At 67.8% G+C, this 24852-nt stretch carries 27 protein-coding genes; 19 read left to right on the top strand and 8 right to left on the bottom strand.

All coding sequences use genetic code 11. The features are described from left to right. The first annotated feature begins 79 nt into the window (after positions 1–79). The 6 genes from J2852_RS25570 to J2852_RS25545 all read left to right on the top strand — a co-directional run bounded on the left by J2852_RS25570 (position 80) and on the right by J2852_RS25545 (position 7028). Positions 80–559, top strand: a complete 480-nt coding sequence (locus J2852_RS25570) for a hypothetical protein (RefSeq protein ID WP_246499980.1) — start codon at positions 80–82, stop codon at positions 557–559. Continuing rightward, positions 552–1358: a response regulator transcription factor gene (locus J2852_RS25565; RefSeq protein WP_209881129.1), complete on the top strand. Its 807-nt coding sequence runs from the start codon at positions 552–554 to the stop codon at positions 1356–1358. Before J2852_RS25570 ends, J2852_RS25565 begins: the two co-directional genes overlap by 8 nt. A gap of 28 nt (positions 1359–1386) precedes the next feature. Continuing rightward, on the top strand, positions 1387–2943 hold the full coding sequence (locus J2852_RS25560; protein WP_246499979.1) for a sensor histidine kinase: 1557 nt from the start codon (positions 1387–1389) through the stop codon (positions 2941–2943). Between the two features lie 130 nt (positions 2944–3073). Next, complete coding sequence (locus tag J2852_RS25555; protein WP_209881125.1) at positions 3074–5593, top strand: cation:proton antiporter; 2520 nt, start codon at positions 3074–3076, stop codon at positions 5591–5593. 24 nt (positions 5594–5617) lie between these two features. Continuing rightward, on the top strand, positions 5618–6514 hold the full coding sequence (locus tag J2852_RS25550; RefSeq protein WP_209881123.1) for a DMT family transporter: 897 nt from the start codon (positions 5618–5620) through the stop codon (positions 6512–6514). Between the two features lie 124 nt (positions 6515–6638). Then, positions 6639–7028 carry a hypothetical protein gene (locus J2852_RS25545; RefSeq protein WP_209881121.1) on the top strand — a complete coding sequence of 130 codons (390 nt, stop codon included), beginning with the start codon at positions 6639–6641 and terminating at the stop codon, positions 7026–7028. Positions 7029–7063: 35 nt separating this feature from the next. Here the strand turns inward: J2852_RS25545 and J2852_RS25540 are convergent, their stop codons facing one another. Continuing rightward, positions 7064–8020, bottom strand: a complete 957-nt coding sequence (locus tag J2852_RS25540; protein ID WP_209881119.1) for a LysR family transcriptional regulator — start codon at positions 8018–8020, stop codon at positions 7064–7066. A gap of 107 nt (positions 8021–8127) precedes the next feature. On the opposite strand from J2852_RS25540, the gene wrbA reads away from it, so the two are divergent. The 3 genes from wrbA (at position 8128) to J2852_RS25525 (ending at position 10180) form a co-directional block, all read left to right on the top strand. Then, a complete protein-coding gene (gene wrbA / locus J2852_RS25535; protein ID WP_209881117.1) occupies positions 8128–8730 on the top strand; it encodes an NAD(P)H:quinone oxidoreductase in 603 nt (200 codons plus the stop codon). Positions 8731–8791: 61 nt separating this feature from the next. Then, positions 8792–9739 (top strand): glutathione S-transferase family protein, encoded by a 948-nt coding sequence (locus J2852_RS25530; protein ID WP_209881115.1) that lies wholly within the window; start codon positions 8792–8794, stop codon positions 9737–9739. An 81-nt stretch (positions 9740–9820) separates the two neighbouring features. Continuing rightward, entirely contained in the window at positions 9821–10180 is a 360-nt protein-coding gene (locus tag J2852_RS25525; RefSeq protein ID WP_209881113.1) for a hypothetical protein, read from the top strand. A 6-nt stretch (positions 10181–10186) separates the two neighbouring features. On the opposite strand, the gene J2852_RS25520 is transcribed toward J2852_RS25525, so the two are convergent. From J2852_RS25520 to J2852_RS25510, 3 genes are all read right to left on the bottom strand, one after another. Beyond that, positions 10187–10564 carry a hypothetical protein gene (locus J2852_RS25520; protein WP_209881111.1) on the bottom strand — a complete coding sequence of 126 codons (378 nt, stop codon included), beginning with the start codon at positions 10562–10564 and terminating at the stop codon, positions 10187–10189. Positions 10565–10666: 102 nt separating this feature from the next. Further along, complete coding sequence (locus J2852_RS25515; protein ID WP_343206820.1) at positions 10667–11053, bottom strand: response regulator; 387 nt, start codon at positions 11051–11053, stop codon at positions 10667–10669. 59 nt (positions 11054–11112) lie between these two features. Next, entirely contained in the window at positions 11113–11490 is a 378-nt protein-coding gene (locus tag J2852_RS25510; protein ID WP_209881109.1) for an Hpt domain-containing protein, read from the bottom strand. Between the two features lie 158 nt (positions 11491–11648). Between J2852_RS25510 and J2852_RS25505 the strand changes: the two genes are divergently transcribed. The 5 genes from J2852_RS25505 to J2852_RS25485 all read left to right on the top strand — a co-directional run bounded on the left by J2852_RS25505 (position 11649) and on the right by J2852_RS25485 (position 16006). Continuing rightward, on the top strand, positions 11649–11984 hold the full coding sequence (locus J2852_RS25505; RefSeq protein WP_209881107.1) for a hypothetical protein: 336 nt from the start codon (positions 11649–11651) through the stop codon (positions 11982–11984). Continuing rightward, positions 11974–12891: an NAD(P)/FAD-dependent oxidoreductase gene (locus J2852_RS25500; RefSeq protein WP_209881101.1), complete on the top strand. Its 918-nt coding sequence runs from the start codon at positions 11974–11976 to the stop codon at positions 12889–12891. The genes J2852_RS25505 and J2852_RS25500 overlap by 11 nt, the downstream gene beginning before the upstream one ends. Positions 12892–13000: 109 nt before the next feature. Then, positions 13001–13897, top strand: coding sequence for a cytochrome c oxidase subunit II (gene coxB, locus J2852_RS25495; protein ID WP_209881099.1), 897 nt, complete (start codon positions 13001–13003; stop codon positions 13895–13897). A 46-nt stretch (positions 13898–13943) separates the two neighbouring features. Then, positions 13944–15542: a cytochrome c oxidase subunit I gene (gene ctaD / locus J2852_RS25490; RefSeq protein WP_209881097.1), complete on the top strand. Its 1599-nt coding sequence runs from the start codon at positions 13944–13946 to the stop codon at positions 15540–15542. Positions 15543–15814: 272 nt separating this feature from the next. After that, a complete protein-coding gene (locus J2852_RS25485; protein ID WP_209881095.1) occupies positions 15815–16006 on the top strand; it encodes a hypothetical protein in 192 nt (63 codons plus the stop codon). 1 nt (position 16007) lies between these two features. Here the strand turns inward: J2852_RS25485 and J2852_RS25480 are convergent, their stop codons facing one another. Both J2852_RS25480 and J2852_RS25475 read right to left on the bottom strand, forming a co-directional pair. After that, positions 16008–16340, bottom strand: coding sequence for a chaperone modulator CbpM (locus J2852_RS25480; RefSeq protein ID WP_209881093.1), 333 nt, complete (start codon positions 16338–16340; stop codon positions 16008–16010). Between the two features lies 1 nt (position 16341). Continuing rightward, the gene (locus tag J2852_RS25475) at positions 16342–17277 is read right to left on the bottom strand and encodes a DnaJ C-terminal domain-containing protein (RefSeq protein ID WP_209881091.1); all 936 of its coding nucleotides are present in this window, start codon (positions 17275–17277) and stop codon (positions 16342–16344) included. A 197-nt stretch (positions 17278–17474) separates the two neighbouring features. Between J2852_RS25475 and J2852_RS25470 the strand changes: the two genes are divergently transcribed. From J2852_RS25470 to J2852_RS25460, 3 genes are all read left to right on the top strand, one after another. Continuing rightward, entirely contained in the window at positions 17475–18452 is a 978-nt protein-coding gene (locus tag J2852_RS25470; RefSeq protein ID WP_209881089.1) for a zinc metalloprotease HtpX, read from the top strand. 94 nt (positions 18453–18546) lie between these two features. Beyond that, complete coding sequence (locus J2852_RS25465; RefSeq protein WP_209881087.1) at positions 18547–20523, top strand: PP2C family protein-serine/threonine phosphatase; 1977 nt, start codon at positions 18547–18549, stop codon at positions 20521–20523. Between the two features lie 93 nt (positions 20524–20616). Then, positions 20617–21174, top strand: a complete 558-nt coding sequence (locus tag J2852_RS25460) for a cytochrome b (protein WP_246499978.1) — start codon at positions 20617–20619, stop codon at positions 21172–21174. A 54-nt stretch (positions 21175–21228) separates the two neighbouring features. Here J2852_RS25460 and J2852_RS25455 read toward each other — a convergent pair whose 3' ends face one another. Further along, positions 21229–21561, bottom strand: a complete 333-nt coding sequence (locus tag J2852_RS25455) for a hypothetical protein (RefSeq protein WP_209881083.1) — start codon at positions 21559–21561, stop codon at positions 21229–21231. Between the two features lie 48 nt (positions 21562–21609). After that, a complete protein-coding gene (locus tag J2852_RS25450) occupies positions 21610–22731 on the bottom strand; it encodes a DNA topoisomerase IB (RefSeq protein ID WP_209881081.1) in 1122 nt (373 codons plus the stop codon). 129 nt (positions 22732–22860) lie between these two features. Between J2852_RS25450 and J2852_RS25445 the strand changes: the two genes are divergently transcribed. Continuing rightward, complete coding sequence (locus J2852_RS25445) at positions 22861–23130, top strand: hypothetical protein (protein ID WP_209881079.1); 270 nt, start codon at positions 22861–22863, stop codon at positions 23128–23130. An 85-nt stretch (positions 23131–23215) separates the two neighbouring features. Further along, entirely contained in the window at positions 23216–24850 is a 1635-nt protein-coding gene (locus tag J2852_RS25440; RefSeq protein WP_209881077.1) for an alpha-amylase family glycosyl hydrolase, read from the top strand. Positions 24851–24852 lie beyond the last annotated feature (2 nt).

Raw genomic sequence — 24852 nt, 5'->3', positions numbered from 1 at the left:
TGTGCTGGCGGTTCTGCTGCTGGCGGGATGTCCCGGCACAGCCGTCACTCCGCAGACGCAAACCGCGGGGCCTTCACGGATGGCCATGGCCGTCCCGCCGGTACCCCGCGTGAAACCCGTCCCTCCGCCGCTGGCCGCCAAGGCTTCGGCGAAGGAACAGAGCACCGTCACCACGGTCATCGGTTCGGCCCCGGTCGCGACCGATGCGATGACGGGTCCCGTGGTCGGGACGGAAGTGGCCGCCGTACCTCCCGAGGTGCAGCACGCCGCCAAGCCGCCCGCCACGCAGAATCCTGACACTCTCGTCGGAATGGACCAGGTCCAGATCCGGCGCCTCCTGGGTACCCCGGCCGCAACGGAAGAGGCTCCACCCGCCAAGGTGTGGCGCTATGCCAAGGGCGATTGCACGCTCAAGGTCTTCTTCTTCATGGACATGACGTCCTCCCAGGACTTCCGAGCCCTCTCCTACGACATGAAGAGCAGCGAAAATGTCCCAGATGTCGATAAACGATGCTTCGCTCAACTCCTCGCCCAAGCCTGGGATGTCCGCAATGACTGATGCGACCCTCGCGCGCGTGGCCCTGGTTGACGACGACGACCTGTTCCGCGAATCCCTCAGCCTCAACCTCGCCGACGAAGGCTATGAGGTCGTGACCTTCGACCGCGGGGAGCCCGCGCTCGACTTCTTCGCCAACGGCGGTTCGGTGGACATCGTCCTGCTGGACTGGCGCATGCCGAAGATGGACGGCATCGACGTCCTGCGTCAGATGCGCGCCCGCGGCATCGACCTGCCGGTCATCTTCCTGACCGTGCTGTCGGACCAGATCTATGAAGAGGCGGCCCTGGCCGGCGGCGCGCTGGACTTCGTCGAGAAGTCGCGCAGCCTGTCGATCCTGCTGAAGCGCATGCGCCTCATCGTGGACGGCTCCAAGGGCACGTCGGAGGAGTCTTCCGAGCAGAGCCAGCCCGTGCACACGCTGGGCAACCTGGAGCTTCGCCTGGACAACAGCCGCGCGCTGTGGAACGGCAAGCGCATCGACCTGACGCTGACCGAGTTCAACATCGTCAAGCTGATGGCCACCCGTCCGGAAGAGGACGTGTCCTACCGCGAGATCTACGACCTCGTGCACGGCAAGGGCTTCCTGGCCGGTTACGGTCCGTCGGGCTACCGCGCCAACGTCCGCGCCTTCATCAAGCGCATCCGCCAGAAGTTCCGCGTGGTGGACGCCGAGTTCGATTGCATCGAGAACTATCCGGGCTTCGGCTATCGCTGGGGCAACGGTTCGAACGGAGCCGGCACCGACCGCTCGCGCGATGACGCCGACGATGTGATGGCCGATGGCGCTGCTGCCGATTGAGGCCGACAAACCTGACGCGGGGGCATCCATGGGCCGACTTCCCACACTTCGGGTGCCCATGGTCCGGATGCGGTGGCTGTGGCGTTCGCTGGCAACCCGGCTGGCGCTGCTGACCATCGTGTTCCTGGCGGTTCCGGTGCTGATCTACGATCAGTTCCAGCGTGCCGACGAGGCGACCAAGGCCCTGCTGCTGCAAGGCGCGCAGCAGCAGGGCGAGTTGATCGCCCGCGCGCTGGAGCCGGACCTGGCCCGCGCCAATCGCGCGGCCCTGCCGCAGCTCGGCTCGGCTCTCGCCCGTTTCGCGGACGAGAACACCCGGCTGAAGCTGCTGGTGCGGCCCCGCGCGATGTCCGGAAGCGACGGCTTCTTCTACGTGGCCGCCGCTCCGTCGGTGCCGGCGGACTACCTGGACGCCGAACGGCACCAGCTTTTGGAGCAGGGCGTCCTGGACCGGCTGGGCGCGTCCTGCGCGGGCAACACCCCGCTGGCGCTGCGCATGCCGCGCTCCTCCGGCGGATTCGAGATTCTGACCTCCGTGACGCCGGTCAACACCGCCTTCGGCTGCTGGGCGCTGGTCACCAGCCACACGGCCGACGGCTATCTGGAATCCTCCCTCGGGCGGCCCTACTGGAGCACGCCGGTGGTCCAGGCGGCGGCGCTGATCTACGTGGTCATGGCCGGCCTGGTGATGGTCCTGCTGCTGGGGGTTTGGCGCAATCTGGTCCGCTTCCGCAACCTCGCCCGCGACATCGTCGGCGGCGGGATTGGCGGAGAGGGCGGAGACGGCTCCTTCGCCGCGCGCAACACGGTGCCGGAACTGGCCGGCGTGGCCGAGGACTTCGACCGGCTGGTGGACACGCTGCGCGCCAGCGCCCGTTCGCTCCGCCGCGCGGCCGAGGACAACGCTCACGCCCTGAAGACGCCGATCGCGGTCATCCGCCAGTCGGTGGAACCGCTGCGCCGCTCCCTTTCGACCGAGGACAAGCGCAGCCAGCGTGCCCTGACGATGATCGAGAAATCGGTGGACCGCCTGGACGGGCTGGTTTCCTTCGGCCGGCGCATGGACGAGGCCGCCGCCGACCTGATCGCCCCGCCGCGCCGCCGGGTGGACTTCTCCGACCTCGTGGAGCGGATGGCCGGGGGCTACACCAGCCTGCTCGCCGAACGGCAGTTGCACATGCGCTCGCGCATCGAATCCGGGCTGGTCGTGCGGGCCGGCGAGGACATCCTGGAAACGGTGATCGAGAATCTGGTGGAGAACGCCGTCAGCTTCTCACCCACGGAAGGCACGGTCAGCGTGCGGCTGTCCCGCACGGGGTCCTGGGCCGAACTGGTGGTCGAGGACGAGGGGCCGGGTGTCGATCCCGCCAACCTGCCGCGCATCTTCGAGCGCTACTTCTCCCAGCGCGAGCCGGGGCGCGGCATGCCGGAGGACGAGACGACGCACAACCAGGCCGAAGCCACCCATTTCGGCATCGGGCTGTGGATCGTGCGCCGGAACATCGAGGCCTTCGGCGGTAAGATCCGCGCCGAGAACCGCCCCACCGGCGGCTTCCGGATGACGGTCACCCTGCCGATCGCGTAGGTTCGCATCCCTCCTCCGTCAATGACGGGGGAGGGCTGTCCTGTCGCCCCATTGTCCCCGATACCGGCCTTGCTCCGGCCACAGTGGGGCGATACCGTGCAGCCCAAGCCGCAACCGGCACGGCAGGCCAATGCACGACATCGTCATCTACGTCCTCGGGGTCTCTGGCCTTCTCGCGCTCGTCAGCGCCCTGCCGCCCCTGGCGGCGCGGCTGCAGGTGCCCTACACGGTGCTGCTGGCGGCGGTCGGCGTGGCGCTCGGCGCGGTGATCCAGGCCTTCGCCGGGACGCCCGGCGCGGGCCCTTTTCATGATTTCCTGAATTCCCTGGCCGACCTGGATGTCTCGTCGGAGGCGCTGGTCTACATCTTCCTGCCGGTGCTGCTGTTCGAAACGGCGCTGGCGGTGGACGTGCGCCGGCTGTTCGACGACATCTGGCCGATTCTGCTGCTGGCCGTGGTCGCCGTGTTCGTTGGCACCTTCGCGGTCGGCTACGCGCTGAATCTCGTCACGACCATGGGCCTGACGGCCTGCCTGCTGCTGGGCGCCATCGTCGCGACGACCGACCCGGCGGCGGTGATCGGCGTGTTCCGCGACCTCGGCGCGCCACGCCGGCTGACCATGCTGGTCGAGGGCGAAAGCCTGCTGAACGACGCCGCCGCCATCGCGCTGTTCACGCTGCTGCTGTCCATCCTGACGCGCCGGACCGATGGTGGGGCGATGGAGGCGGCGGCCGAGTTCCTGCGCGACTTCGCGGGCGGCATCGTCACCGGCTACCTGTGCGGCCGCGTCGTCTGCTTCCTGGTGGAGCCGGTGCGCGACCAGCCGATGGCCGAGATCACGCTGACCGTGGCGCTGGCCTACCTCAGCTACGTGCTGGCCGAGCATTATGTGGGATCGTCGGGCGTGGTGGCGGTGGTGACCGCGGCCCTGGTGATCGGGTCGGTTGGGCGCACGCGCATCTCGCCGGCCACCTGGGGGGCGCTGGAGCATGTCTGGCGGCAGCTCGGCTTCTGGGCCAACAGCCTGATCTTCCTGCTGACGGCCATTCTGGTGCCGCGCCTGCTGGGCGGGGTGGGGTGGAGCGACATCGGTCTGATCGTGGTGGTGGTGGTCGCGGCGATGGCGGCGCGCGCGCTCGTCCTGTTCGGGCTGCTGCCGCTGCTGTCGGCGGCGGGGCTGGGCCAGCGGGTCAGCCACTCCTACAAGGCGGTGATGCTGTGGGGCGGCCTGCGTGGCGCTGTGTCGCTGACGCTGGCGCTGGCGGTGACCGAGAACGGGCGCGTGCCGGACCGGGTGCAGAGCTTCGTCGCGGTGCTGGCCACGGGCTTTGTCTTCTTCACGCTGTTCGTCAACGGCACGACCTTGCGGGCGCTGATCCGTCTGCTGGGGCTCAACGAGCTGACGCCGGTGGAGCACGCCATGCGCAACCGCGCGCTGGCGCTGTCGCTGGCCGGCATTCAGGAGCGCGTCAACGAGGTCGCCCGCTATTACGAGGTGGACGCGGCGGCGACCGAGACGATGGCCGCGCGCTACGCCGAACGGCGCGCCGCCATCGACCGGGAGCGTGAAGCGGAAAACCTCAGCCACGAGGACCGGGTGACCATCGGCCTCGCCATCCTCGTCAACCGCGAGGAGGAGCTGTATTTCGCCCATTTCAAGGAAGGCGTGCTGTCCCGCGCGGTGGTGGAACTGCTGACCGGCCGCACCGGGCGGCTGCTCGACGCGGTGAAGGCGCAGGGGCGGGCGGGCTACCGGGCCTTCGAGATGCCCTTCATCGCCTTCACCTTCTGGATGCGCGTGGCGAGCCTGCTGCACCGGCGGCTGGGCATCAACGCGCCGCTGGCACGGCGGCTGTCCATGCGGTTCGAGATTCTGGTCGGCGTGCGCACGGTCCTGCGCGAACTGCTGGACTTCACCCGGACCAAGATCGCCCAGGTGCTGGGCGAGGACGTGTCGTGCGAGTTGGAAGGCATGCTCGTCGTCCGGCTCGGCATGGTCGAGCAGGCCCTGGCCGCGCTGAAGCTGCAATATCCGGACTACGCGCTGGTGCTGCAGGGCCGCTACGTCGGCCGCGCCGCGCTGCGGCTGGAGGAGGCCGACTACCGCACACTGCACGCGGAATCGATCATCAGCCAGGAGGTCATGACCGACCTGGAGCGCGACCTGGACGAGCGCCGCCGTGCGCTGGAGCGCGTGCCAAAGCTCGACCTGCGCCTGGATCTGCGGGAACTGGTCGGCCGCGTGCCCCTGTTCACCGGGCTGGAGGCCGACCGGCTGGCCGAGATCGCCAACCTGCTGAAGCCGCGTCTGGCGCTGCCCGGCGAAACCATCGTGCGGCGGGGCGACAAGGGCGACACCGTGTTCTTCATCGCGTCTGGCGCGGTCGAGGTGCTGGTGCCGGACCTGCCGGAGCCGGTGAAGCTGGGCACCGGCGACGTGTTCGGCGAGATGGCCCTGCTGACCCGCCAGCGGCGCAATGCAGACGTGCGCGCCCTGGGGTATTGCCAACTGCTCGTGCTGGATGAGAAGGATTTCCGCCGTCTGGTGCAGAAGGACGCGAATCTGCGCGCTCATCTCCAGGCGGTCGCCGAGGCGCGGCGTCTTCCGGTTCAGCCGGAGGCTCCGGCCGAAAGCGCGGTTCAAGCATAACGGGGTTTGGGGGACAAAGGTCCGATGACCGTGCAAGCGACCGCCGCCACGGGTGGGCGTCCCGACTGGGTGCGCCTGATGCCCGGCGTCTTCGTGCTGTTGTGGAGCACCGGCTTCATCGGCGCGAAGTACGGGCTTCCCTACGCCGAGCCGCTGACCTTCCTGCTGGTGCGGCTGGCTCTGGTCGCGGCGGTGCTGGGCGTGGTCGCCCTGGTCACCCGCGCGCCCTGGCCGAAGACTTGGGCGGAGGCTGGGCGGATTGCCCTGGCCGGACTGCTGGTGCACGGCGTCTATCTGTCGGGCGTGTTCTGCGCCATTGCCAAGGGCATGCCGGCCGGCGTCACCTCGCTGATCGTCGGGCTGCAACCCCTGCTGACGGCGGCGCTGTCCGGCCCGCTGCTGGGCGAGCGGGTGACGGCGCGGCAGTGGGGTGGCCTGCTGCTGGGACTGGCCGGCGTGGCGCTCGTCGTGAGCGAGAAAATCAGCTTCGATTCGGCCAACCTGATGGGGATGGGGCTGGCGGGCGCCGCGCTGCTGGGCATCACGCTCGGCACGCTGTACCAGAAGCGTCACGGCACGGCCATGGACCTGCGCAGCGGTGCCGCGATCCAGTACGCGGTGACGGCGGCGGTGCTGGCGGTGCTTGCCCCGATGTTCGAAACGATGCAGGTCCAATGGACCGGGGAGTTCGTCTTCGCGCTGCTGTGGCTGAGCTTCGTGCTGTCGGTCGGGGCGATTTTCCTGCTGTTCGCGCTGATCCGGCGCGGCGCGGCGGCGCGGGTGGCGAGCCTGTTCTACCTCGTCCCGCCGGTGACGGCGGTGATCGCCTGGGCGATGTTCGACGAGCGGCTGGGCGCCCTGGCGCTGGTCGGCATGGCGATGGCGGTGGCCGGTGTGGCGATGGTGAACCGCGCGCGCTGACGCGCTGGCGGTACGGTGTGCATTGCCACAGCCGGTTGGTCAGACTATGCTTAATCGTACCAGCAATTGGGGCGAGGCGCGGTTGGAGCCGTAAGTCGTCGCCGAAGACACCGGAAGCGGACGCATGGACGGCCTGGAGCACATCTCTCTCGATGACAACCGGACCCTTCAGGCCATCGGCATTCTCGCCGATGTTCTGGACGGCGTGGACGGTCCGGGGGGGCTCGATACGGTCCTGGTGTCCAAGGCGCTGCGCCAGGTGATCGCCACCAAGTCGCAGCCGGCTTTCGAATTCGCGACCCGCGCCTTCAACACGCTGGATCCCGAGGTGCGCCGCAAGGTGGCCGAGGACGCCGACCACGCCGCGCATGACGCCGTGGAACTGCGCGCCCGCGTCGGCGGCTTCCTGTCCACCGCGCCCAAGAGGGTCGGCCCCGCCCAGCCGGGCCAGCCGACCAGCTTCCTCAACGCCCTCAACCTCCGCGCCCGCCGCCGCCCCTCCTCGAAGGAGTGAGTTTGTAGGTTGGGCTGCGCTGCGCCTGGCCCAACCTACGACGCTGACGCTGTCGGAATAACGCCTCGGGCCGCTTCCAGCTTCAGCAGCGCGCAATCCCAATAGGGCTTCGGGCCGAAGCGTTCGGCCAGGAAATCCACGAAGGCCCGCACCTTGGGCGACAGGTGGCGGTTCTGCGGGTAGACCGCGTAGACGTTCGATTCCGTCGCGTAATAGTCCAGCAGCAGACACTGCAACTCGCCCTTGGCAAGCGCGTCGCCGCACAGGAAGGTTGGCATCACGATGATGCCGACGCCGGCGATGGCCGCTTCCCGCAGAAGATCGCCGTTGTTGGCGCGCAGCGAGCCGGAAACCCGCACGTTCCGCGTCTGGTCGCCGACGCGGAACTGCCATTGCTCGGCGGTCGGGACGTTGGTGTAGATCAGGCAGTTGTGGTTGGACAGCTCTTCCGGCGTTTGCGGCGTGCCGTGCTTTTCCAGATAGGCCGGGCTGGCGCAGACGACCTGCCGGTTGGGGGCGAGGCGCTTGGCGATCAGAGAGCTGTCGCGCAGCCGGCCGATGCGCACCGCCAGATCATAGCCTTCGTCGATCAGGTCCACGTAGCGGTCGTTCAGGTCCATCTCGATCTCGATGGACGGGTAGCGTTCCAGGAACTCCGCCACCGCCGGGGCGAGGTGCAGAATCCCGAACGACACCGGCGCGTTGACGCGCAAGCGCCCGCGCGGCGCCGCGTGCAGGTCGGCGACCGCCTGTTCCGCCTCTTCCAGGTCGGCGAGGATGCGGGTGCAGCGGTCGTAATAGGCCTGCCCGACCTCCGTCAGGCTCAGCTTGCGCGTCGTGCGGTTCAGCAGGCGGGCGCCGAGGCGGTTCTCCAGCTCCGCGATGCGGCGGGAGACCACGGACTTGGACAGGTTCAGACGCTCCGCCGCGGCGGTGAAGCTCTTGCTGTCCACCACCTTGATGAAGGCGAGCATGTCGTCGAGGCGATCCATACCATTGTTGTACACCCGGGAACAATGAAGTGCCAGCGCCCTGGATTACCGTTTCCCCGACGCGGCGCTATCTCTGTTGGACCGAAAAACCCACAGGGAGTTCTGAGATGGCCAAGGTTCTGGTGCTCTACTACAGCAGCTACGGACACATCTCGAAAATGGCGCAGGCGGCTGCCGACGGCGCGCGCTCCGTGCCGGGCACCGAGGTGACGGTCAAGAAGGTGCCGGAACTGGTGCCGGAAGAGGTCCGGCAGAAGTCGCACTTCGTCGACGAGCCGAACATCCCCGTCGCCACGCCGAACGAATTGGCCGATTACGATGCGATCATCTTCGGCGTGCCGACCCGCTACGGCAACATGCCGGGCCAGATGAAGAACTTTCTCGACCAGACCGGTGCCTTGTGGGTCAAGGGCGCGTTGGTGGGGAAGGTCGGCAGCGTCTTCTCCTCCTCCGCCACGCAGCACGGCGGGCAGGAGAGCACGATCCTCAGCACGCACATCGTTCTGCTGCACCAAGGCATGGTCATCGTCGGACTGCCGTACTCGTTCCAGGGCCAGATGGGCGTGGACGAGGTGATGGGCAACACGCCCTACGGCGCCAGCACCATCGCGGGCGGCGACGGCTCCCGCCAGCCGAGCGCGGTCGAGTTGGACGGCGCGCGCTTCCAGGGCCGCCACGTCGCGGAAATCGCCCAAAAGCTGCACGGGTAACATGACCCTCCTCTCTGTCCCACATGCGCTGGGGCAGAGATGAGGGGGGAGGGGAGTTGAAATGGGCCTGCTGATCGAAGGACGCTGGCAAGACCAGTGGTACGACACCAAATCCACCGGCGGTGCGTTTGTGCGGCCGGAGACGCAGTTCCGCCAGTGGGTGAAGGCCGACGGATCGACGCCCTACCGGCCCGAGGCCGGGCGTTATCACCTGTTCGTGTCGCTGGCCTGCCCCTGGGCGCACCGCACGCTGATCATGCGTGCGCTGAAACGGCTGGAAGGCGTCATCGGCGTCAGCGTGGTCGATCCGCTGATGGGTAAGGAGGGCTGGACCTTCGCCGAACCGGATCCGGTCACCGGTTCGACCCGCCTTTACGAGGTCTACGCGAAGGCGAAGCCCGACTACACCGGCCGTGTCACCGTGCCGGTGCTGTGGGACAAGAAGACCGGCACCATCGTGAACAACGAATCCGCCGAGATCATCCGCATTCTGAACAGCGAGTTCGATGAGTTCGGCGACGCCTCGCTGGACTTTTACCCGGCGGACCTCGCGGAGGAGATCGACCGCGTCAACGCCTTCGTCTACGACCGCATCAACAACGGCGTCTACAAGGCCGGCTTCGCGACGAGCCAGGAGAAGTACGAGCAGGCCTTCGACGCCCTGTTCGACGCGCTGGATGGGTTGGACACACGGCTTGCCACGCAGCGCTATCTGGTCGGCAACCGGCTGACCGAGGCGGATTGGCGGCTGTTCACCACGCTGGTGCGGTTCGACGCGGTCTATGTCGGGCACTTCAAGTGCAACCTGCGGCGGATCGCCGACTACCCGAACCTGTCCGGCTATCTGCGCGACCTGTACCAAGTGCCCGGCGTCGCCGGAACGGTGAATTTCGAGCACATCAAGCGCCACTATTACGCCAGCCACACCATGATCAACCCGACCGGTATCGTGCCGAAGGGTCCGGCGCTGGACCTGGAATCGCCGCACGACCGCGCGCGGCTGGGCTGAGAAAAGGGCGGCTTCCGGCGCAACATCCCCCGCTCCCACCGGTTGTCCGGGAAACCGAAACGTTTCATGGGGAGTGTTTTCATGCGTGGAATGCGTTTGGCCGCCTTGGCCTTCGGTTCGGTTCTCGCCCTGTCGCCGATCGCGATGGCGCAGCAGAACCAGGGGCAGGGCTGGGGCGGCGCGCTCGATACGTTGAACCGGGCGGTCAATCCCAATTCCTATCCGGACGACGCGCGCGACCGCGACAATCAGGTGCGTGACGACCGCCGTTACGAAGGATCGTCCCGTGACGACCGGCGCAGCGGGAACAGCGAATACCGCCGTTACTCCGACCGGGAGTTGCAGGACCGCTACGACCGGATCGTCGATGAACAGCGCCAGATGCAGCGCGAACGCCGCGCCCTTGAGGACGAAATGGCCCAGCGCGGCATACGCCGCTAAGGTGGGCTAGGGCTTGAAGCAGCGGGCCATGTCCTGCTCCGGCCCCATGGCTTCGCAGGTGAAGCCGTTGGAGAACTTGAAGCGGAACGGGCCCGTCTTGCGCACACTGACTTTGGTCTGGCCGGCGGAATCCTTGAACGCCACCCAGGCCGAGGAGTCGAAATGGGTGCTGAGGCCGTTCGACAGGCGCACGCGCCCCTGCGCATCCTTGATGACCTGAACGCCGGTGTTGTAGGCCAGCACGCTGGCGTTCTCTTCCTTGGCGGCGAGGCCGTTGGTGCAGTTGACGCCTTCCGGCTTCACGGCGACGCATTCATAGGGGCGCGGCTGCGAGGCGGTCAGCACCATCGCGTAAATCGCGACTTCCAGAACGTTCATCGCCATGTGGTGTCCTCCACGGTCGGCGGCCTTCCTTGTTTTGTTCTACCGCCGCCGTGGTTACGAAAAGAATAATGTCGCGGTCAAGGTTCGTTTATGACTTGAGGTTCACGGCGTGCCAAGCGCGCGGTTCAGCTTTTCCCGCAACCCTTCCGGCGTGACCGGCTTCACCAGATAGGCGGCCGCGCCGAACCGGCGGGCGGAGAGCACCACGTCGGCGTTGTTGTGCTTGGTCAGCATGATGACCGGCGCGTTCCGGCTGAGTGCCTGCTCACGCCCGCGCAGCGCCTCGATGAAGGCAAGGCCGTCCATCGGCTCCATGTCCACGTCGCACAGAATGGCGTCGAAGGCGGCGCGGTCGCAGCGGGCCAGGGCTTCGGCCCCGTCCGACGCCTCGGTGACCTTTCCGACGCCGAGTTGGCGCAGCAGTCGCACGGACACGCTGCGGGTGACCACCTCGTCTTCCACGACCAGCAGGGAATAGGATTTGTACACCAAGATTCTCCCCAGGACTCGCCGTATGACACCCGTCGCGAATACTGAGGTATGTTATCTCAAATCCGAGCGATCATGGAACGAACATCGGCGAGAGCCCCGTCGAGACCGGCGGCGTCCACGCGCGCTTCTTCCGCATCGCCGCGCAGAATAGCCTCCTCGATGGCGGAACACAGGCAGGCGACCCGCCGCGCACCGGCCGTGCGGGCCGCACCGGCGGCGGCGTGCGCGGCCATGCGGGCGCCTTGCAGGTCGCCGCCGTCAAGCCGGTCGCGCAGCGTGTGCGAAAGATCCTGCTCGTTCTGGAGGAAGAGCGCGTAAAGGTTGGCGACCATGGAGCCAAGGCTGCCGAAATTGCGGATCATCGGCTCGGTATCCAGGATATCCGGATCCGGCACGATGGCACTGCCCGGATTTTCCGGATGGAGCGTGGTCATGGCGCAACTCACGGCATAAATAAGTATGCCCTCACGCTGCCTTGGGTCTTTATCATCGTCAAGATGGCCGAGGCGCGGCGAAAGGACGCTTGCCCTGCGGAACCCACTCTCACCGCGCCTGTTCCAGCAACAGGGAACAAGCGTGGGAACCCGGACGCATGGTGGCCGTACCCGACCCGCAGCACAGCACGACTCGAACAGCCTCCAGACCGGCCGGCCAACCAGCCGGCGGCGTGCCGCGCCTGCTGGACATGCTGGGGATCGGGGCGTTTGCGGGCGGCGGGCTGGCGGGGGTTCTGCTGCTGGTCCAGTCGCCCTTCGACGGGCCATGGCGGGTGGTGCTGGCCGTCGCCGTGGTCTTTGCCAGCATCTACGCCGGTTTCCTGATGATCGGATTCGCCGCCAACCTGCGCGAGCTGGAGGCGGTGCGCCGCTGCCTTGCTTTGGTCGCCCGCCGACAAGGCGACCGTGGTCTTGGGCATCATGAGCGCTGACACCCTCGACGCCCTGGTCGTCGGCGGCGGCCCGGCCGGACTGACCGCGGCCATCTATCTGGCGCGCTTCCGCCGCCGCTTCGTGGTGATCGACGCCGGGGCGAGCCGCGCCTCCTGGATCCCGCTGTCGCACAACCACGCCGGCTTTCCGGACGGGGTGAGCGGAAACGACCTGCTTGCGCGCATGCGCGCCCAGGCCGAACGCTACGGGTCGCGGATCGAATCCGGAACGGTCGCGTCGGTGGAGCGGGACGAGGGCGGCTTCACCGTCCGCACGGAGGACGGCCGCGCGATGCGCGCCCGCACCGTGCTGGCGGCGAGCGGCGTGATCGACCTCGAACCGGAATTGCCGAACCTCTATCAGGCGGTGCAGCGCGGGCTGATCCGCCATTGCCCGATCTGCGACGGGTTCGAGGTGATCGACCACCGCATCGGCGTCATCGGCCACGGCACCGACGCGCTGGGGGAGGCGCTGTTCCTGCGCACCTATTCCCGCGACGTCACCCTTCTGACGCTGGGTGAACCCATGAATCTGGAGGAGTCCGACGCGCGCCGCATGGCCGAGGCCGGCATCCGCGCGGTGGAGGAGCCAGTGGTCGAGGTCCATTCGGAGGCCGGGCGGATCGCCGCCCTGACCACGGCGTCGGGCGAGCGGCTGACCTTCGACACGCTCTATTCGGCGCTCGGCACGGTGCCGCGCACGGACCCGGTGAAGGGGCTCGGCGTGCGGACCAGCCCGGACGGGCGGCTGGTCGTGGACAAGCACCAGCAGACGGGCATGGAGGGGCTCTACGCCGCCGGCGACGTGGTGGACGGGCTGAACCAGATCGCCGTCGCCATGGGGCAGGCGGCCGTCGCCGTCAGCGCCATTCACCGCCGCCTTCGAAATGAGGATGGCGAGCTGTAGCGGATCGGTGAACTTTCCCCGCTCCCGCCTGTTCAGCCCAGTAAAGCGCAGATCCAAAGCACAGATCCAAAGCGCAGATCCGCGCGGCTTCTGGGGCGAGGGGGGAAAGATGGCTGGGACCAAGAGAGTCTGGGCCGCGCTGGTCGTTGCCCTGATAACCTTCGCATCCGGCGCCTGGGCGCAGCAGCCCGGCACCGCCACGCCGCCGGGACAGGAACCGCCGGCCACCGCTCTGCCCGTGCTGGGCGAGCCGCACCCCTGGCAGATTTGGCACCAGACCCCAGCCTCGCCGGTCATGCAGATGATGGACTGGTTTCACCACCTGCTGGTCTGGATCATGGTCGCCATCTGCGTGCTGGTGCTGGCCCTGATCGCCATCGTGGTGGTGCGCTTCAACGCCCGCAAGAATCCGGTGCCCTCGCGCACCTCGCACAACACGTTGATCGAGGTGGTCTGGACCGTCGTGCCGGTGATCATCCTGGTGGTGATCGCCGTGCCGTCCTTCCGCCTGCTGTATTTCGGCGACCATGTGCGCGAAGCGGACATGACGCTGAAGATCACCGGCCGCCAATGGTACTGGGACTATGAATATCCCGACCACGGCAACTTCACCTTCTCCTCCATCATGATCCCCGAGGACCAGATCAAGCCCGGCCAGCGCCGGCTGCTGGAGGTGGACAACCGCGTGGTCCTGCCGGTGGACACCACCGTCCGCCTGCTGGTGACGGCCGGCGACGTCATCCATTCTTTCGGGCTGCCCGCCTTCGGCCTGAAGGAGGACGGCGTGCCCGGCCGCCTGCACGAATCCTGGGTCAAGATCGAGAAGGAAGGCGTCTACTACGGCCAGTGCTCGGAGATTTGCGGGACCGGCCACGGCTACATGCCCATCGCGATCGAGGCCGTGTCGAAGGAACGCTTCGCCCAGTGGGTGGAGCAGGCCAGGAAACAGTTCGCCGGGAGCGACGCCGTTCCGCCGACCGAGGTCGCCACCGCTCCGCAACCTTAGAAACGCCGATAGCTGTAGCAACGCCGATGACAGAGCGAGGTCCGCGATGGCCGATTCCCAAGAACTCACCGGGCACGACGCGCACCACGACCACAAGCCGGCCTTCGTTCAGCGCTGGCTGTTCTCGACCAACCACAAGGACATCGGCACGCTCTACCTGATCTTCGCGGTGGTGGCGGGCTTCGCCGGGCTGGCCTTCTCCGCCATCATCCGGGCGGAGTTGCAGAGCCCCGGCCTGGGTGTGGTCAGCGACGGGCAGATGTGGAACGTCGTCCTCACCGCGCACGGCCTGATCATGGTGTTCTTCGTGGTCATGCCGGCGCTGATCGGCGGCTTCGGCAACTGGTTCGTGCCGATCATGATCGGCGCACCGGACATGGCCTTTCCAAGGCTGAACAACATCAGCTTCTGGCTGCTGGTGCCGGCGCTGCTTCTGCTCTTCTCGTCCGTCTTCGTCGGCTTGGGGGCGGGGACGGGCTGGACCGTCTACCCGCCGCTGTCCAGCAGCACATCCCATCCGGGGCCGTCGGTGGACATGGCGATCTTCTCGCTGCATCTGGCGGGTGCGTCGTCGATTTTGGGCGCGGTGAACTTCATCACGACGATCTTCAACATGCGCGCCCCCGGCATGACGCTGCACAAGATGCCGCTGTTCGTCTGGTCGATGCTGGTCACCGCCTTCCTGCTGCTGCTGGCCGTGCCGGTGCTGGGCGGCGCCATCACCATGCTGCTGACCGACCGCAACTTCGGCACCACCTTCTTCAATCCGGAGGGCGGCGGCGATCCGGTGCTGTTCCAGCATCTGTTCTGGTTCTTCGGCCACCCCGAAGTCTACATCATGATCCTGCCGGGGTTCGGCATCATCAGCCAGGTGGTCTCCACCTTCTCCAAGAAGCCGATCTTCGGCTATCTGGGCATGGCCTACGCGATGGTCGCCATCGGGGTCGTCGGCTTCGTCGTCTGGGCGCACCACATGTACACGGTCGGCCTGGACGTCGATACGCGGGCCTACTTCACCGCCGCGACCATGATCATCGCGGTGCCGACCGGTGTTAAGATCTTCTCCTGGATCGCCACCATGTGGGGCGGTTCGCTGGAGTTCAAGACGCCGATGCTGTTCGCGCTCGGCCTGATCTTCCTGTTCACGGTCGGCGGCGTGTCGGGCGTGGTGCTGGCCAACGGCGGCTTGGACAAGGCGCTGCACGACACGTATTTCGTGGTGGCGCATTTCCATTACGTGCTGTCGCTGGGCGCGGTCTTCTCGATCTTCGCCGGCTGGTATTACTGGATCGGCAAGATGTCGGGCCGCCAGTACCCGGAATTCTGGGGCAAGGTGCATTTCTGGCTGACCTTCATCGGCGCCAACCTGACCTTCTTCCCACAGCATTTCTTGGGCACCGCCGGCATGCCGCGCCGCATCCCGGACTATCCGGACGCCTACGCCGGCTGGAACCTAGTCTCGTCGCTGGGATCCTACGTGTCCTTCACCGGGCACATCATCTTTATCATCACGGCGATCTGGACCATCCGTTATGGCGCGCGGGTCGGCGCGAACTATTGGGGTCCCGGCGCCACGACGCTGGAATGGACGCTGAGTTCGCCGCCGCCCTACCACCAATTCGAGCGGCTGCCGCAAGTCAAATAAGCACGACCTCAGCCATTGAGGAAAAGGCCAAGCCTCGGCTTGGCCTTTTTCTTTGCGTGCGTAAGGTCAGTGTTTTCAACAATGGGGTATACCGGCGGGGCAGGGGGCGTCGTTTACTGCCGGTTAAGAGATCGGGGCTTAGGAGTCGTGCATCCGCGGTGATGGGTTTTTCGACGCCGGTGTGGTTCGGCGCACAGCGGAAGGGGCGGGGGAAGCGGCAGCATGCCGTCATCGAAATCCCCAGCCAAAACGGCACCAACGGAGTTCGCGTCATGGCCGCCTCGGTTACCCGCGCTCTTAACGCCATCAAGCGCTACAACGCTGAACCCGAGCAGATCGACCAAGCCATCCTATCCGCCATCAACGTCACGCTGTGCCTGCTGTCCGGCGGCAACGACCGCGTCGCCGAGGGCTTCAACCACGACATCGCCATCAGCGGCCGGGCCTTCGGCCTCCCGCACTGAACTACTCCTCCTCCAGTTTCCGCAATTCCTCGCGCAACAGATCGCGCGCTTCGGGTGGAAGCTGGCCGATCGCCTCGGCGAGGACGCGCAGACGCCGCCGCAGGCCGTAAACGCTATCCAGCAAAGACAGCACGACCGGCATCGCCTCGTCGTCGAGGGCCAGATCCTGGCGCAGGTCGCAGATCAGTTCCAGCCGCGCCATATCGGCGTCGCTGAAGGCCAGCCCGCCGGATTCGTGCTGCGGCCGGACCCAGTGCCGCTCCACCCACAGCGTCAGTTCGGCGGCGTTGACGCGCCGGCAGCTTGCCAGCACCTCCTCGGTTCGCAGCGGCATGTCATGCGTCCTCCATGGCCCGGCGCGGGTTGTAATCCGGCGACCAGTTGCGGACGAACTCAGCAAGCGCCAGATCGGGCGTCTCCGGCAGGGCGATGCGCAGCGTCGCATACTGGTCGCCGCGCGTGCCCTTCTGCGGATCCGGGATGCCCTTGCCCTTCAACCGCAGGCGCGTGCCGTTGTTCGCGTTCGGGGGCACCGTCAGCATCACCGGCCCGTCGATGGTCGGGACACGCACCTTGCCGCCCAGCACCGCTTCCGCCAGCGTCACTGGCAGGTCGAGATGCACGTCGTCGCCCTCGCGCCGGAACCAAGGGTGCGGAATGATCTTGACGGTGATGAGCGCGTCGCCGGGCGGGCCGCCGGCCGCTCCGGGCAGGCCCTGGCCCTTCAGGCGGATGGTGCCGCCGTCCTCCAGCCCCGCCGGCAGGTCGATGTCCAGCGTCCGGCCGTCCGGCATGGTGACGCGGCGCTTGCCGCCCTTGGCCGCCGCGACGAAGTCCACGGTCAGCGTCAGGCTGAGATTGCCACCCTTCATGGGCACCGGGCCACCGCCCCCTCCGCCGCCACGCGCGAAGCCGCCGAAGCCGCGCCCGCCGAACAGGTCGGAGAAGATGTGCTCCAGATCGTCGGTGGCGAATCCCTCCGCGTGGGCGTAGCGGGCGCCGCCCGGCCCCTCGGCGAAATCGCGGTAATATTGGCGCTGCGGGCGTTCCTGCCCGGTGGCGTCGATCTCGCCCCGGTCGAAACGGGCGCGTTTCTCCGGATCGGACAGCAGGGAGTAGGCAGCGCTGATGTCCTTGAAGCGCTGCTCCGCCTCCGCTTTGCCGGGATTGAGGTCGGGGTGGTATTTCTTCGCAAGCTTGCGATACGCCTTCCGGATCTCATCATCCGAGGCGGTGGAGGACACTCCGAGGATTTCGTACGGGCTGCTCATGGTAATGACCGTGGGCTTGGCACGAGAAGATTCGGCACGTCTGGCGAGCATGTGTTCACGCGGCGTTTCCGAATCAAGATGGCGGCACCGATGCGCCGCGCAGGGCGTCTGAGCCGAGGGGGGAGGGCTGACGGGGAGGGGGTGCGACCCAACATGTAGGATGTCACTCCTTCACCACTCGCGGCGGAACGTGCCCCATGGCCCATGTGTCCACCGACCGGGCGGTTGCCGAGGTGCGGCGCCGCCACAAGATCGGCAACCTCCTGCATTCGCTGCTGCTGCTCGCCGGCATGGTCGCGCTTCTGGCGCTGTGCGGTTGGATCCTGGCGGGCCCGGAGGGGGTGGCGTGGGCGATGATCGGCGGTACCGCCAGCCTCGCCTTCAGCCCGCGCGTGTCGCCGCGCATGATCCTCGGCATGTTCGGGGCGCGGCGCCTGGGCTACGCCGACGCCCCGCGCCTGTTCGAGGCGGTCGGGGCGATCTCCCGCCGGGCCGGCCTGCCGAACCCGCCGGAGCTGTGGTATGTCGCCAGTCCAGCGCTGAACGCCTTCGCCGTCGGCAGCCGGACCAACGCGGCCATCGCAGTGACCGACGGGCTGGTCCGGGCGCTGTCCCTGCGCGAGTTGGCCGGCGTTCTGGCGCATGAGATCAGCCACATCCGCAACAACGATCTGGCGGTCATGGGGCTGGCCGACACCGTGGCGAACCTGACCCGCCTGATGTCGCTGTTCGGCATGGTTCTGCTGATCCTGAACCTGCCGCTGCTGGTGATGCAGCAGGAGGCGGTGCCCTGGACGCTCGTCCTGTTGCTGATGGCCGCGCCGACCATCGGGGCGCTGATGCAGCTGGCCCTGTCCCGCACGCGGGAGTTCGACGCCGATCTGGACGGCGCCCACCTGACCGGCGATCCGGAGGGACTTGCCTCCGCGCTCGCCCGCATCGAAAGCCTTCAGCACAGCCCGTGGGAGGGGATTCTGTTCCCCAGCCGGCGGCGGGCGCGGAACGTGCCCTCGCTGCTGCGCAGCCATCCGGAAACGGAGGAGCGCGTGCGCCGCCTGATGGAGTTGCGCACGCCGCCGCCGGTGCTGCCCAACCTGGACGCACTGCCGCTGCATCTGGCCTTCCCACAGGCCGTGCGGCGGCCACGGGCGCGGTTCAGCGGGTACTGGTACTGAAGGTTACAGCTTTCGGATAGTCCTATTCTGGACTCCCGCCCCCGGCACCGGTAGAAGCGGTCTGTCGGATTTTTTGAAAAGGCGGGTCTCCTCCATGACCTTTCAAGGGCGTTTGATCCTGCTCGTCACCGGGCTGGTGACTCTGGCGGTGCTGGCGATCACCGGGGCTCTGGCCTGGACGTCCCAGGCGTCGCTGGTGTCGCGCGTCGAGGCGGACGGCCGCATGGCGGCGACGCTGCTCGCCCGCTCGGCGGTGCAGGCGCGCGAGGTCCCGCGCGACGTGGAAGCCCTGCTGGGTGAACGCCTGCTGTCCGAGGCGGTGCTGACCGCGCATCTCGTCTCGCTGCTGGAGGGCCCCAAGACGCCCGTCAGGGCGGTCACCGACAAGCTGAAGGCCATCGCCGAATCCGGCGGGCCGGACGAGTTCTGGATCACCGACAACCGGGGCCGCGCCTATCTGCACAACCTGCCCGGTCCCGACATCACCTTCGGGCAGGACCCCAAGGCGCAGCCGAAACAGGCGCCCTATTACGGCCTGCTGAACCGCGCGCCGGAGAAGGTGGTGACCGACGCCGCCATGGAGGGCGGCAAGCTGATGAAGTTCGCCGGGGTGGCCGGCGTGGACAAGCCGCGCATCGTCCAGGTCGGCGCCGACGTGCGTAAGCTGGGCGAGATCGCCAAGAAGGCCGGCGTGGACGGTCTGATCGACGCGCTGCTGGCGACCAAGGCCGTCGAGGCGGCGTGGCTGCTCGACCGCGACGGGCGCATCCTGGCGCGGGGTGCGGTGCTGGGCGAGGCCGGCGGCGCGCCGCTGTCCGATTCCGCCGTGACCGCCGCCAAGGCCGTCGCCACCTCCGGCGAGGTGCGCACGCTGATGGAGGGCGGCTTCCTCGTCGCCTTCGCGCCGGTCAAGGCCGTGGCCGGCCAGGGTGCCGGGGTTGCCGTAGTTCGCCTGCCGGCCGCCGACGCCGCGCAGGCGCTCAGCCGCCAGCTGAAGATCGGCGGACTGCTGGGCGTGCTGGTGTTGGGTCTGGGCATCGCCGGCGCCATCCGCTTCGCGCGCCGCCAGATGGCCCCCATCGAGCGGCTGGGCGAGGCCGTCGCGGCGGTCGAGGCCGGACGCTTCAACCCCTTCACCCTGAACGAGGCGACCGAGCGCAACGACGAGATGGGCCGTCTCGCCCGCGTCTTCCGGGGCATGGCCATGGAGGCCGCCGCCCGCGAGGAGACGCTGGATGCCCAGCTTCTGCTGCGCACGGCGGAGCTGGAGACCCGGACCGAGAAGCTGGCCGCCGCCGAATCCCTGATCGAGGAGGAGCAGCGCGCCGCCCGCGACGTGCAGGCGAACCTGCTGCCGCGCCAGCTGCCCACCGGCCGCGACAGCCAGTTCTTCGGCGCGCTGATCCCCGGCCCGGCCGTCAGCGGCGACTTCTACGACGTGATCGAGCTGGACGAGCGCACGACCGTCCTGGTGGTGGCCGGCGTGTCCGGCGGGGGCGTGCCGGCGGCCTTCCTGATGCTGATGGTGCGCGGCACGATCCGTGAACTGGCGCGGCCGGGCGTGACGCCCTCGGCCATCCTGGCGGGGGCCAACGACCGGCTGTGCGGGCAGAGCCCGTTCGACGGCTTTGCCACCGCCTTCGTCGCCATTTACGACCGCGTGACCGGCACGCTGCGTCACTCCAACGCCGGCAACCGCGCGCCCTGCCGCGTGCTGGCCGACGGGACGGTGGAATCGCTGGCCGACGCGGGCGGCCCGGCTCTGGGCGTGCGCAAGGGCGTTCCCTACGGCGAGGCGATCACGCGCCTCGATCAGGACGACGCGCTGTTCCTGTGCACCGACATGGTGCTGAAGGCGGGCAACGCCGTCCACGAACCGTTCGGCGAGGAGCGGCTGGCCGCCGTGCTGCACCAGGGCCGCGCCCTGTCGGCGCGCGACCGGTCGGAACTGGTCCTGCGTGCGGTCGAGGCCCACACCGGGGGCGAGTGGCTGCCGGGCGACATCGTCTGCCTGACCGTGCGCCGACTGGTGCCGGCCCTGGCCGACACGGTGGAGGCGACCCTGGCCTGATAGGGGCGGCCTGATACCGTCCGTTCAGGCGGGGTTCAGGTTGGGCCCGCCATCCTGTTTGCGAGAATGACCAAAGCAAACCGGAGAACGGCCATGTCGAACCCCGCTGGACAACGTTACGACCTGCCCATGCAGATCCTGCATTGGGCCATGGCTCTGCTGATCATCGCCGCCTTCCTGCTGATCCAGGTTCTGGAAGGCATGCCGCGCGGACCCGAGCGCACCGCGCTGATGGGCCTTCACAAGTCGGTGGGCGCCACCGTGATGCTGCTGGTCGTGGTGCGGCTGGCCTGGCGCTTCATCAGCCCGCCTCCGGCCCTGCCGGGCGGCACCTCGCCCCTGATGGCGCTTGCCGCCAAGGCCGGGCATCTGGCGCTCTATGGCCTGATGATCGCGGTGCCGCTCGTCGGCGTGCTGATGTCCCAGGCCAAGGGCCGCCCTGTGGAGGTCTGGGGCCTGTTTGCGCTTCCCACCCTGGTGAGCGAGAGCAAGGACCTGGGCGCCCTGCTGGGAGAGGCGCACGAGGTTCTGGGCAACCTTATCCTGATCGTCGCCGGCCTGCACGCGGCGGCGGCCATGTTCCATCAGTATGTGCTGAAGGACGGCGTGCTGACCCGCATGCTGCCCTGGGGCGAGCGGGTGGCGCGGTAGGCGGGTTTGTCCCCTCCCTCCCCGGCGATTCGGGAAGGGAGGGGCAACGGACGCTCAATGCCTTGCGGCCTTGTGGTCGCCGTGCTCGCGCTTTTCGGCGGTGTCGCGGCCGATCAGTTTGTTGAAGTTGGAGCCTTCCTCATAGAGCAGCGCCAGCTTCGAATCGTCGAACTGCTTGAAGAACTCGTCCCAGCCGATCTCCTCCAGCTCGTCGTGGTCGGACTGGCGGGCTTTCGGGAACATCAGGCGCAGCAGGCCGACGCCGGTCTTGCGGCCTTTCTTCTGCCCGGTGCCTGGGTGGTGCGTGCTGCGAACGACGGCGGGCTTGCCGCCGTGGCTCTCGGCCCAATGGCGAATCTCGTCGTGGTCGGTGGTGGTCTTTGCCATGGTCGTTCTCTCCTGGTGCGACAGGCTTAACCACCAGAACAGGCGCGTTCACGCAGCGTTGCGCCTGCGGGCTCCCTCGCCGGCGCGGGACCGGCTCTCGCGCTCCAGGCGTTCGCGCAGGAAGGCCAGCACCGCCGCCTCCTCGGCGTTCAGCCCGTCCAGTTCCTCGCGCAATTCGGTCTCAACCTCGTTCTTGAGGGCGTTCAGAAGGTCGCCTTCCAGATAGGCGTCGAGGATTTCCGGATGCACGTAGCTCTTGCGGCAGACGCTGGCCGTGTTGCCGAGCCGCGCGGCGACCTGCTCGATGGCGCGGGTGACGTTGCGCTTGGCCTTGGTCTTGGTGTCGAAGCTCTCGAACTCCTTCAGCGCCATGGCGGCCAACACGGTGCCGGCCCAGGTGCGGAAGTCCTTGGCGGTGAAGTCCTGGCCGGTGGCGGCGCGCAGGTAATCGTTCACGTCGCCCGAGGTGATGGCGCGGCGCTGCCCGTCCTCGTCCACATACTGGAACAGCTCCTCGCCCGGCACGTCCTGGCAGGCGCGCACGACGCGGGCGAGCCGGCGGTCCTTCAGGGCGACGTTCCACTCCTTCCCAGACTTGCCTTTGAAGGAAAAGCGGATTTCGGAGCCGTCGATGTCCGCGTGGTCGTCGCGCAGCGTGGTCAGGCCGTAGCTCTGGTTCTCGCGGGCGTAGCTCTCGTTGCCGACGCGGATCAGAGTGGTTTCCAGCAGGCGCACGACGGTCGCCAGCACCTTGTCGCGTTGCAGGCCGCGCAGGGAGAGATCCTGGTCCACCCGCTGCCGGATCCGGGGCAGCGCCCGGCAGAACTCCAGCATGCGGCCGAACTTGGTGCCTTCGCGCAGTTCGGTCCAGCGCGGGTGGTAGCGGTACTGCTTGCGGCCCTTGTCGTCGCGGCCCGTGGCCTGGATGTGGCCTTCGGGGTCCGGACAGATCCAGACGTCGCGGTAGGCGGGCGGGATGGCCAGCTTGCGGATGCGCTCCAGCGTGTCGTCTTCCGTGACCGTCCGGCCGTCCGGCCATTTGTAGGTGAAGCCCTTGCCGGCCCGGCGGCGCTTGATGCCCGACTCCTCGTCGGAGACGTAGATCAGACCGGCGCAGGCGGCGGCCTCCTTCGGGTCGATGTCGGCGGCGGTCGGAACGGGGCCATCCATGACGGGAACCTGTCGGTGTTTTCCCGTTACAACGGCCGATGCGCCCCTTTGGTTGCCTGAACGTTCGGAAGGGTTCCTTCGCAGGTGCGGAGTCCGTATCCTGAAGCGGTGCCCATACGGAGTCGGACGATGGAAGAGACGAAGCTGACCGCCGCCCTGCCCAACCTGGACATTCAGATTCTCCACCGCGAGGACAAGGAGCGGGGGGCCGAGATCATCACCATGCAAATCACCGCGACCCCGTCCTTCGACGCTGTGCGCGGCATGATCGGGCCGGCGTTCCCGATGATGGGGCTTTGGGCGGCGCCGATGCAGGCGTGGAGCGCCATGGTGCAGCAGGCCTGGGCTCCGTGGCTGTCGGCCTTCGCGCCGAATCGGCTGCCGCCGAAAAAGGACTGATGCGCGGCGTGACCATATTGCGCCGCTAACCGATCGTTAGGAGTAGATGCGGACCCTTCGCGCAAGTGAGGTGCGGAGGGTGTCCATGTCCCAGGGTTCGAACTGGCTGCGCGGCGCGGCCCTTTACCAGATCTACCCGTTGAGCTTTCTCGACCGGAACGGCGACGGCTGGGGCGATCTGGACGGCGTGCTGGACGGGCTCGATCACGTCGCGTCGCTCGGTGTGGACGGTGTGTGGATCAGCCCCTTCTACCCGTCGCCGCTGAAGGATTTCGGTTACGACATCACCGACCACCGCAACGTCGATCCCCGCATGGGACGGCTGGCGACTTTCGACCACATCGTGCAGAAGGCCTACACGCGCGGGCTGAAGGTGATCGTCGATCTGGTCTGCGGCCACACCTCCGATTCGCATGCCTGGTTCGAGGCAAGCCGCCGTTCGCGCGAGGGGGAATTCGCGGACTGGTACGTCTGGGCCGACCCGCGCCCGGACGGGACGCCGCCCAACAACTGGCTGTCGGTCTTCGGCGGTGCCGCCTGGACCTGGGAGCCTCGCCGGCGCCAGTACTATCTGCACCATTTCCTGGCCAGCCAGCCGTCGCTGAACCTGCGATGCGAGGCGGCGATGCAGGCGGTTTGCGACACCGCCGCCTTCTGGCTGGAACGTGGGGTGGACGGCTTCCGCATCGACGCGGTGGACTTCTTCGCGCACGATCCGGAACTGCGCTCCAACCCCGCCGCCGTGTGGCGGGCGCCGGAACCGCCGCTGAAGCCCTTCGCGTTGCAACGGCATCTCCACGACATGATGCACCCTTCGGTGCGCGACGTGCTGGGCAAGCTGCGCGCGGTGGTGGACCGGTATCCGGGGCGGGTGCTGTTGGGCGAACTGTCGAGCCAGCCCGGCGCCGGCCAGCGCATCGCCAGTTATTGCGGGCCGCAGGGGCTGCACGCCGCCTACACGCTGTCGCTCGCCAAGCAGCCCTTCTCGGCCAAGGGATTCGCCCACGCGCTGACCGGCACGCCCCGGCCCGACGCGATCTGCTGGAGCTTCTCCAACCACGACGTGGAGCGCGCGGCAAGCCGCTGGTTGCCGCCCGGCGCCGATCCGGAGCGGTTCAACGCCCTGCTGGCCGCGCTGTTCGCCGCGTTGCCGGGGACGATCTGTCTGTATCAGGGGGAGGAACTGGCGCTGCCCAACGCACAGTTGGAGCGCCACCAACTGCGCGACCCCTTCGGCATGACCTACTGGCCGGAATTCCAGGGGCGCGACGGCAGCCGTACGCCCATGCCCTGGCGCGCCGGGGCGGCCAACGCCGGTTTCTCCACGGCGGGCGAGCCGTGGCTGCCAGTGCCGGAATCCCATCTTCCGCTTGCCATCGACCGGCAGGAGCGCACCCTCGGCAGCCCGCTGGACATTTGGCGGCAGGCGCTGCGCGTGCGCCGCAACCACGCCGCCCTGACCGTCGGCGGGGTGGAGGCGGTGGAGGACAGGGACTCCGTGCTGGCCTTCCAGCGGACCGCCGAGGGCGAACATCTGCTGGCTGTCTTCAACTTCGCCAACGAGCCGGCGGAATATCCGCTGAAGCGCAAGCCGCGTCTTGTCGCACTGGACCTGCCGCGCGCACCCGGCGGAGCGGCGCCGGAGGTCACGGCGGACGGGCGGACGCTGGTGCTGCCGCCGCTTTCGGCCTTCCTGGGGCTGCTCACGGCGGCCGGGTAATA

Origin of the sequence: Azospirillum soli, assembly GCF_017876165.1 — a bacterium.
In the GTDB taxonomy this organism is placed as follows: domain Bacteria; phylum Pseudomonadota; class Alphaproteobacteria; order Azospirillales; family Azospirillaceae; genus Azospirillum; species Azospirillum soli.
The sequence above is the reverse complement of the archived record's forward strand: the minus strand, read 5'-3'. Positions and strand labels throughout refer to the sequence as shown.